The organism is Nocardia sp. NPDC019395, from assembly GCF_040632335.1.
Lineage (GTDB): Bacteria > Actinomycetota > Actinomycetes > Mycobacteriales > Mycobacteriaceae > Nocardia.
In genome coordinates this window covers 447804-457128 of record NZ_JBEYBT010000004.1, presented here as the reverse complement: position 1 = coordinate 457128, position 9325 = coordinate 447804, and the positions used below count along the sequence as shown (strand labels likewise).

The window sequence follows — 9325 nt, the reverse complement described above, 5'->3', positions numbered from 1 at the left end:
CGCCCCGCGCCCCCCGCCCCCCCCACCACCCCCAATACCCCTCCAACTCGACCCCCCCTCCCCCCCCCCCGCCACCCTGGTCCCGCCCCCGCCCCCCCCCCCCCCAACACTGTCTCCAGGGGGTGGTCCGGGCAACGTCGGAGCCGGTAGTCATCGCCCTCGACCGCCGCAAAGCGGTCACCCGGGTGTGGCGGTGGACTCCCGAGAGTACTTCGAATGGGTTCGTGGCAAACAGGATCAGGGGCTCATCCGTTATCCCAGTCGACGAGCACCTGTCCGGGACGGAGAGCGCTGAGTGGTAATGGTGCCAGTGGCTCCGGGGTCGAGAGGGCGGGATCGCAGGCCGGTGATGCTGACCTGGTCACCCACACGGGGTGTGCTTGTCATGGGGTTGGTTTGCCGCCATTCATGAAGCGGTCGCCAGCCGGTCATTCGGACAGCTGTGTGCGCAGTACGCCGGTGGCGCGGTTGGCGCATACGCGGGTGACGTGCCCGCCGTATCCCTCCCTCATACAGTTCATTGCGGCAGTGGCACAGGCAGCGATAGTGCCGTCATTGACTGAAGTGGGTCTGTCGGGTGCCTGGATCCACCCCCGGGGAGCGCGGGCTACCGCGCCCCTGGGGGCGGTGCGGGTCAGGCGCTGCGGACCGCCGCCGTGGCGGCGCGGCCGATAGCCTGGGCGGTGGTGGCGGGGTTGCTGATCAGGTGCACGGTCGCCCCGTCCAGGGGGTTGGGTGAGCGGCCGGTGTCGGGTGCCAACCACAGGACCGCGCATCCGGCGGCGCGGAGCCGCTGGAGGTGTTTTTGGGCGCGGTCGCGGTTGGCGCCGGTGTAGTAGCCGTCGGAGATGATCACGAGCAGCCGCGTGTTTTCCGGCCGGGACAACTCGAGGGCACCGTCGAGGGCCTCGATCGCTGCGTCTATGGCGTGCATGTAGTCGGGGCAGGAGAACTGGGTAACCCGCGCGGGTGCGGTACCGGGGTAGGTGATCGGTTTAACCGAGGCACCGAAGGTGCACGTGGCGGTGGCGGCGGGCATGGTGCCGAGTTCAGCGGCGCGGGCGATGATCCACGCGGCCGAGGCCACCGAGTCGGCGAAGGCATCCATGGATCCGGACACGTCGCAGGCGATCCCGACCCGCAGCGGTGGCACCGGCACCGATTTGCGGGTCGTGCGCGTGAACGGTTCGGCCGTGGGAATGGCCCCGGCGGCGCGCTGGGCTTCCCGGGCCAGCGCGCCCCGCATCCGCAGGCGCCCCGGTGGCAGCGCCGAGGTGGTTTTCACGGTGGCGCGTTCCCGGCGGGCGGCCGTGTTAAGCGCCCGTGCCAGTACGCGGGCGGCTGAGTGTTCGTCGGCCTGCGGGGCGCGGCTGTTGCGGGTACTGGCCGTGTGGCCCGACCCGCTGCCGTCACCGAATACGGCCTGCGCTTGGGCCGCCGCGTGGCGTGCGGCGCGTTGGGCCTCCTGCTGGGCGGTGGCGGCGGCCTCGGCCGGATCGACCGGAACCGGCTGCGCGGCCACCGCATTCGCCACGTTGGCGACGGTGGCACCGATGGCGGCCGACAGCACCGAGTTCGGGACGGGGTCGGCGAGCGGGTCCGGCCCGACAAGGTCGAGCCACCGCTGCCCGAGTTCCATCATCGTCGCCGTGTCATCGTCGGCGACGGTGTGGGCCTGTTGCCAGATGGCGCGCAGTTGGTCGAGGGTGCCGGTGCCGAGGATGGACTCGATCACCTGCGCAACCGGCGCGGTTTCGGCCGGTTCGAGGATGCCGCCGTCGACCCTCCCGAGGATCAGGGCGGCATTGTGGGCGGCGGAATACGGGGTCGGTGGGATCGCCGTGGCGGCAGCCGGACCGCCGTTGTCGCCGAGCACGATCTCGGTCGCCGACGCGCGGAGCCAGTGCCGGTCATCGGGGCGGCGCCGAATTTGGGCGGCCTCGATCCGGGATTCCTCCAACAGCATGGCGACCTCGACTACGGCGGGGTTCGCCAGCGCCGGGGGTTCCCAGCGGGAGTGTTGGGCGTGGGCGCATTCGTGTACGAACGCACCCCAGGTGGCGGCGTACCGGGCACGGTCGCTGGTGCGGTCCGGTCGCGCGGTGGCCGGGTCGATACCGAGGCCGGTGCCGTCGAGTTCGATCGCGGCCCGGTGCGGCATGAACACCGCCGGGTGCCCGTGCGCGGCGCCGGGGGCGATGGTGACGACGAGGTCGTCGCGGTCGGCGATCGATGGAGCTTCCTCGGTCAGCGCGGCGGACAGGGCATCCCAACCGTCCGAGGTCGGGGCCGGGGCAGGTTTGGTGGTGGGGTCAGTGATCAGGTGACCGGTCATCGCAGGCGGTCCTTCCGTATGGGGCGGGTCGCGGGTGGTGGGTCAGAGGCGTGCGCCGAGGGCCAGGGGTTCCAGCGGGGTGCCGAACACCGCGCGGACCACACCGGCAACGAAGGGGCGGTCGTCCTCGGGGGCGGCGCCGATCAGGTTCGCGGCGGCGGTGTTCGTGTCGGTGGCAGTGGCGATTTTCTGGAACGCCAGCAGCTCGCGCAGTTGCGGTGCCCACCCGACCTCGCCCTTGCCCTGGCGGGCGGCCAGGTTGCGCGCCACTTTCACCGCCCGTTTGTCGACCCCGAGCTGTCCGGCGAGGTCGTAGTCGCTGCCGACCTGCACCTGGAACGCGAACCGCGACGCGAGGGCATCGGACAGGATCGCCCCGTGGACCCCGGGGTTGTGTCCGGCCACCACGAAGAACCCGGGCTCGGCGGTCACGACCTCGCCGCCGTGGGCTTTGATCACGATCTCGCGGCGGCCGTCCATCGCCGGGTACACCGCCGAGAGCACCGTCGGCGGGATGAGGGTCGCATCGTCGATGAACAGCACCCAGCCCTCGCGCATGGCCCGGACCAGCGGGCCGTGCACGAAAACAAAGGTGCCGTCTGGGTTCTGGGTGTACTCGCCCACGAAATCGGCGACCGTGGTGTCCCCGTCGCCCTGCACGGTCAGCAGGTCGCCGTAGGCGGCCTCGATCAACGAGGTTTTGCCGGTGCCGGGCGGGCCGTACAGCAGGACCGGGACCTCGTAATGACGCATGGTGCGCAGCACATCCACATCCGAGCGCCCGGCCAACTGCCGCACGTGATACAGCTGCCCGTTCGGCCGGGTCACCACCGACCCCGACCGCGCCGGTGCCGCTGGTATGCCGGTCGGCGCGGCCGGGGCTTTACGCGCCCGGCTGGCGGCCGGTTTTCCGGCAGGCGACGCCGGGGTGGTGGCCGGTCTCGGGGCGGGAGTGGGCGCCCCGGCCGCTGCCTGCGCTGTGTTGGTGTTGGCCTGATAGCGCAGTGGTTTGGTGCTGGTCCGGTCGGCCTGTCCGGCGGCGGCCATGGTTTTCATGGCATTACCGATTGCCCCGGAAGAATGGCCGGTGAGTTTCGCGACCTCCCGAGGCGTATATTCGGCGGTGGGATTGTCGGCGAGGACTTTGGCGACCATGCGGCGCAATTCGCCGTTACCGAGCCGGTTGGCGGGTCCGGTGGTGGTTGTCATCGTTTTCTCCTTCGCGCTGCACATTGCGGGTTACGCCGCCTACAGCGGATCCTGACACAGCGATGGCAGGGTGGTCATTTCGGATTGTTTGGGGTTTCGATTTCCCCGGGTGCGGGTCGACGTTATCTCGACTCGTCGCGGGAATTCAATACGATTCTGCCGTTTTTCACCGAATTTCCGCAGACCACGGCAACAATTGCACAACAAGAGGCGAATGAAATGACCCCGGCCGACCCTAAGCCTAGTTATTAAAATCGACCAGAGCCGGCAGATCCAGGCTTATTAGAATGCAATTCGTCAGATGAGGTGAATGCTGCTACCGAACGACGGGCCACCGCACGTGGCGAGATGTCGGGCCATACGGCCGGATTGCCGCAGGCGCGCCCGCCCCTCATGTGTTTTCATCGTTCCCTGCGGGTAATCCCGGGGGCGCCACTGCGGAAAATATAGGCATCTACCTGGTAGTTTGTCGCGCGTGGGTATGCCGTTTTGACCGACCCCCCCAGCGAACCACCCAACGCGCCACCTAATGAAACACCTAGCGATCCCGCAGAAATCCCCTCACGCGATCGCAACGACCACCCCGACACGACGAGACGCAGCGCACATACACGCGCACCGAACCCATTATTCAATGAAATCCACTCAAACAAATAAACCAGCACCGGAAAGTATGGTAATCGAACCACTGACTAGATGATTAATAATTGAAATTTAAGCCGTGAAACATCTTATGCTGCATATCGAGCAATGGCCAGGCCCGACCCAAACTACAGCAAGCAACCGACTGGATCGGCATTTGCTACACCTGTCCTTCATGCGCCAATCCCAGCGGAAAGCCTTTTCCGCCCATTACATTCTTCTCGTTTAGGTTCTTCACTCCACACAGTGGCACATCGCCAGAAGGTCGAGTTGAGCTATCCCCTCGGGGGATCTCTGGGATACATTCTGGAATGTGGATGCACTCGAATATAAAGTCAGTTCGGAGCTTTCTGCCGGAGCCTTTCGGCGAGTTCCTGCGTTTCCTGCGTGGGTTTTTCTCCGATGCCGGCAAGCTTGTGGGCAAGCAGGCTCATGCTTCGGTCGATGGCGCTGTGCTCGCCGAGGCGTGCATGCAGACGCAAAATATCGCGCCACAACAATTCGTTGAATGGGTCGTGGTCGAGGGCAGTCTCGAGGAGATCGAGCGTTCGGCGGGGGTCGTGCTCAACCACAGTGGCAGCCAGTGATCCGACCGCGGTGATGGTGTCGCGGCGGGCCGCTTCCCGGATCGTTGTGGCCCAGGCTGCGCTCAGGTCCGCAGCAAGCACTCCGCGGCCAGCGGTCTCGACGATCTCGCGGCAGGCACCGCTACGTTCCGTATCGCAGTTGGCGTGACGGCGGCGGCGTACGGCTCGAGCGAAGCTCTGGTAGTCGGTGGTGATCCTCGGGTCGAGCCGGTAACGGAAATGGTCTGTGGTCACAATCTTCCCGGCCGCACCGTCGGTGGCTGTGCTGATGACGGCGACGAGTCTGCTGATCGCAGTGTTGAGAGCGTTGACCGGTCTGCGTGGGCAGCGTTCGCCCCACAGGTCCGCGATCAGCGTCTCACGGGTTATGCCTTCCGGGTGCAGGGCCAGCAGAGCCAATAGTTCCCGGCCACGTGGTTGCAGACGTGCGGTGATATCGACATCGTCCGTGTCGGTGCGCCAGCGCACCCGCAGCGGCCCGAACACCTCGACTGTCAACACAGGTGCATTGCAAGCCGGTTCGTTTGCCGCGGCGGCGACCGGCGCGCCCTCTGACGCATCGCCGGCCGCCGCGGTTGTAGATTCGTCGGTGGCAGCAACCTCGAGGCCGAGAGCGCCACTTGATCTCGGCCTCGACATCGATGCTGCATCGCCGTCTCTCGACGGTGCAGGCATCCGGTACACGTGCAGAGCACGTCGCGTGTTGCAGACGTCGAGGCCTGGGTGGCGCCGCAGGGACGGAAGGCGAAGGCAGGGTGTGAACGCGCGCCTCGGATTGCATGCTCGAGACGGAGACGGCTGAAGTTGTGCGTGGATGGCGGCAACGACGCCGCGAGCGGCAGCCATAAGACTGCTGGTCTCTCGCGCGGCGTGTGGACCACCTGTCAGCAACGCTGCGGCGCCACGCCGGTCCACCGGCAGGCGGCCGAGAACCGGGACCCCGAGATGTTCGGCGAATTCGCGGCCGTCATCCGAGCCGATCAGGAGGACCGCGCAACGCCGGCAAGCGGCAGCAACCTCGCGGATCCGGCAACCGGCGCGAACGGGGTCGGTAAGACCGCCACGGACGACAAAGAGGGTAGCGTTGGCGCCGGCGACGATCGGCGCCGCAGGCGAAGCCTGATCGCTGACGCCGCAGTCGGCGATCACCACCGGATCGTTCGCTCCGAGCCCGGCAGGGCGGGGCGCTGCGGTAACCGGAGCCGACAGCACCGCCCCCACAGCGCCGGGGTCGGTAGGCGCGGCGAGGAAGCGCACCCCGGAACCCAGTACCTGAGTGTGCTCCCACACCTGCCCAGCAACCCTGGCGCTAGGTGAGGCAGCGGCCTTGGCGAGGCTGACCAGGCCGCGCTGTGCGTCGCCGCAGGCGAGTTGGGCGAGGCTGCCGCCGGTGGGATCGGCCTCCACCACGACCGCGGGTTGCGGTCCGGGCCATACGGCGGTGAGGGCGACCGCGGTGGTGGTCACCCCGGTCTGCGAAGTAAGTCCGGTGAGTGCGATCAGCACGGTCACCGCCTCCTTTATTGGAGAGAATCGGGAACCATCATCGAGCGATGGTTCGGTACGGAAGGTGGATGGTTGGGCCCAGCTATTCGGCTGCGATCGCGGTGATCACCGAGTGCCCGTCGTGGTGGGTGGTGGAGATTCGTTGCCGCCACACCGTCGGCGCATTGGCGGGTCGGGTTTCGGTGATCTCGACCGCGTACAGGCCAGGGGTCAACGGTTCGATGCGGGTGCAGTAGGCCGTGACCGGTGGCGCCGAGTCGATGCCTGCTTGGATGGTGGCGGCATCAGAGACCGCGGCTTCGGTCGCGACGACGTCGCGGGCCATCACACCATCGCGGGCGTGATAGTAGGCAGCTTCGAACACCGCGATGGCCTGCGCTCCGGTCGCCGCACGCAAGGGGCGCGTACCGGCCAACACGATCGCGGTTTCGAGCGTGCCGGAACCGCAGGCAGCGGTGGTGGTCCCGGTGAGAATGGGTGATCGGTCGCGGCCGTCCCCCGGCCAGGGAGGGGGCGCCTGGGTGATGCTGATAGGCGGATCAACTACGGAGTCCGCCTGATCGGCCCCGGCGAGGACCGTGGCCACCACCATCGTGATTGCGGTCAATGCCGCCATCACAACACCACCCAAGAGCGCTCGGACCGTTCGGGATGTACAGGGCCGTGGCGGTCTCAACCACCCACCGTCACCCACCGAGCCCGGCGCACCGGCCGAGGCCAGCCACTGTGCCAGCCCCGCGGGGGCCGGCTCGTCGAGCACGATCTGGCGGTCCTCGTCCGGTTCTTCGTTCGGGTCGTTCGCCATCGTCGATGCACTCCCATCGGTCAGCCGAAGGCCGGGGGCCATTGCGGCAGGACCTCGTTGACCACCTGCGCGAGAGGAGGCTCGACGACTGCGGCCAACTCGGCGGCCGGTTGATCGACCATCGACTCGACGTCATCCACCATCGGTTCAGGGATCGCCTCCACTACAGGGGCTACCGCTTCGGGTAGCGACATCGGCTCGGTATCGACTCCCAGCACTGCCTCCACGGCTGGATCGGTGCTCCCCGTCTGCGCCAGAGCCTCCGCAGCTTCCGTGACCACGGCCGCGTTCCAGTCGCGTTCCCACTGCGCAGCTTGCGGTGTCATCCATTCCGGCTGCGGCACGCTCACTCCACCGAAATACAGCCGATCCTCACTCGCGGTCGTCCCGTCAACCGGCAGCGGCACTGTCTCCTCGCTGACTCCAGGCTCATTGTCAGCAATCACCGGTTGCGGGGCAGTCTCGATCAGCGCGGGAGCGCCCGAGTCCACCGGGGCTGGTTGCGGTGTGAAGCCACTCTGCGGCTCACTCACCATGTCGGGCTGCGGCGCTACCGCCGGTGCTTGTGGTTCCGGCAGCATGTCCGATTCGGCTATCTCGGCTTCGGGGATCACTTGGCTCTCGGCAATTACCTCGGGCTCTGGTGCGGCTCCCTGCTCGGGTACGGCCTGGGGTTCAGATTCAGGAACCAGCTGCGGCGCAGGCGAGATGGGTGCCGGATTCTGGGCTGGTGCCGGAATGACCGCCCCCTCTTCCTGTTCGATGTTCCCGGGAACAACAGGCTCGGGTGAGTCCGGTGCTTGCGGCGCCGTGCGACCGGTGACGCCGGCTTGTCCGGGTTGCGGCTCGGAAATCACCCCGGGCTGGCCGAGTGGGGCAGCCTGCGCGGCCGGTGCTGCGAGAACGACTGCGGCCAATGGCGCGAGCGCGGCGGTCACCAGCCGAGGATGAGCGCAGGCTCCGAGCCCTGGCAGCCATCGGTGCCGCCGCATGGACATTGGCGCTGAGGACGTAGGTCGTACAACGCCGGCCTCTGCCGGCCCGCGCAGCGAGGTCCACAATGCTCCCTGGTGCAGCGCCCGCGCGTGCGCGGTGCGAACATTGAGTCCCTGCCCGTCGAGGTAGTCGACGATCACTCGGGCTCGCCCGATCACCGGTTCGGACAAGCGAGGCGGGGCGACCGCAACCACCACGGCGGTATCCACCCAGTTAGGCCGGTTCACCGGCACCGCATTGTCGAGCCGGGGAACCGACTCACAACTCACCACGCGCGTTTCCCGCATCCAGACAACCCAGATACCCGCGGCCGCGCACCGGCCCCCGGCCGCAGCCCGGGACGCCGCCGCTACCGCGGCACCGACCGTCCTCGCGGTCGAACGCTTGTTCACAGAACTCGTCATGGCACTCTCCCTCGCTTCCGGCTTCGGATACGACCGAGGCGGCCCCTACTCCCACCCAGTCGTGAGATACAACACTCACGCTAAGTAGATGTAGGCAACTTTTCAAGAAGAAAACTTTAAGAAATCTACTAATGTGTCGGATATAGGCGGTAATGACGATTTTTGTGAACTTTCCGGGTACTGTTCTGCGCATGGGAGCGCACGACGAGTTCTTCGCCCAGGTGGTGCGCGAGCGGCGTCAGCAGCTGGGCAACCTCACGATGGCCGAGGTCCACGACCGCGGTGGCCCCGCGGTCCCAGCCCAGGCGCGCGCCGAGCGCGGTGAGCTATCGGCCAACGTGCGACCCAGTACTTTCCAGAAGTTCGACACCGGGCTCGGTTGGGTCCCCGGCTCCGCCCGCGCCGCCTACTACCAGCGCCGCCCCCCAGTGCCCGCCGACACCGGCGCCCAATCCTTGGAGCCCGGGGCGCCAAGCATCGACATGAGTCTCGAACAGCTGCTCCCGCTACTGGATGCGCAACGGTCCCTGCACACCGCACCGATCTCCGAGCTACCGAAAGCAATCACACAACTCGACGAGGCGATCAGCGGCATCCTCGGCCCATTCGTCACCAGCATCCTGGAAGCCAACCGCGGCACCCAGGTCCATCCCCTCATCGAGATCGCCTTCGGCGAAGCCCTGGCTGCACCGGTGTCTCCCAACGATCCGGACGCCACCGAAAAGCTCTACCGCCGGTGGCTCGTCGGCCGCGCCGACGACCTCGATAACGCCACGCAGCGAGCATTCGAGCAGCGATATCAGACAAGAGACCGGACAGCGAACGACTGAACACCCAAACC

6 protein-coding genes are annotated in these 9325 nt (G+C 67.1%); 1 reads left to right on the top strand and 5 read right to left on the bottom strand.

Annotated elements, in window-relative coordinates; translation table 11 throughout:
- Positions 1-634: 634 nt before the first annotated feature.
- The 5 genes from ABZ827_RS15545 to ABZ827_RS15525 form a co-directional block, all read right to left on the bottom strand.
- Positions 635-2335: a VWA domain-containing protein gene (locus ABZ827_RS15545; RefSeq protein ID WP_357237403.1), complete on the bottom strand. Its 1701-nt coding sequence runs from the start codon at positions 2333-2335 to the stop codon at positions 635-637.
- A gap of 42 nt (positions 2336-2377) precedes the next feature.
- On the bottom strand, positions 2378-3544 hold the full coding sequence (locus ABZ827_RS15540; RefSeq protein WP_357237401.1) for an AAA family ATPase: 1167 nt from the start codon (positions 3542-3544) through the stop codon (positions 2378-2380).
- A gap of 977 nt (positions 3545-4521) precedes the next feature.
- Positions 4522-6183, bottom strand: a complete 1662-nt coding sequence (locus ABZ827_RS15535) for a hypothetical protein (RefSeq protein WP_357237399.1) — start codon at positions 6181-6183, stop codon at positions 4522-4524.
- Positions 6184-6361: 178 nt separating this feature from the next.
- Positions 6362-7084, bottom strand: coding sequence for a hypothetical protein (locus ABZ827_RS15530; protein ID WP_357237397.1), 723 nt, complete (start codon positions 7082-7084; stop codon positions 6362-6364).
- A gap of 20 nt (positions 7085-7104) precedes the next feature.
- Positions 7105-8022 carry a hypothetical protein gene (locus ABZ827_RS15525; protein ID WP_357237395.1) on the bottom strand — a complete coding sequence of 306 codons (918 nt, stop codon included), beginning with the start codon at positions 8020-8022 and terminating at the stop codon, positions 7105-7107.
- 653 nt (positions 8023-8675) lie between these two features.
- Between ABZ827_RS15525 and ABZ827_RS15520 the strand changes: the two genes are divergently transcribed.
- Positions 8676-9314, top strand: coding sequence for a hypothetical protein (locus tag ABZ827_RS15520; protein ID WP_357237393.1), 639 nt, complete (start codon positions 8676-8678; stop codon positions 9312-9314).
- The last annotated feature ends 11 nt before the right edge of the window (positions 9315-9325 follow it).